Annotated in this window: 1 protein-coding gene; it reads right to left on the minus strand. The window is 48.6% G+C overall.

What is annotated here, in order from left to right; all coding sequences use genetic code 11:
• Positions 1 to 243, minus strand: a 243-nt coding sequence (locus tag AC2FA3_RS15540; protein WP_490510378.1) for a LytTR family transcriptional regulator DNA-binding domain-containing protein, incomplete at both ends; no start/stop codon positions are given.

Below are 243 nucleotides of genomic sequence, written 5' to 3' on the forward strand. Positions count from 1 at the left end.
GTCTGTCTGGCGTTTTTGAGAAGCTTCCGGCTGACAGGGACATTGCTTCCATTATCAAGGCGAAAGCCTGTTCCGTCAAAATCGACGGCATGCTCCAGATTGATCACAACGCCCCGGTTACACTGATAGAAACGTGAGTCCATTTTCAGGGAGGTTATGAAGGAATCAAAGGACTGGCGGGTGACCAGTTCCCTTTTACCGGAAGTGTGAATGTGGATCATATGGGAAAAATGTTCCGCATAG

It is taken from the genome of Janibacter sp. CoH_79_TC_3 (assembly GCF_058197955.1).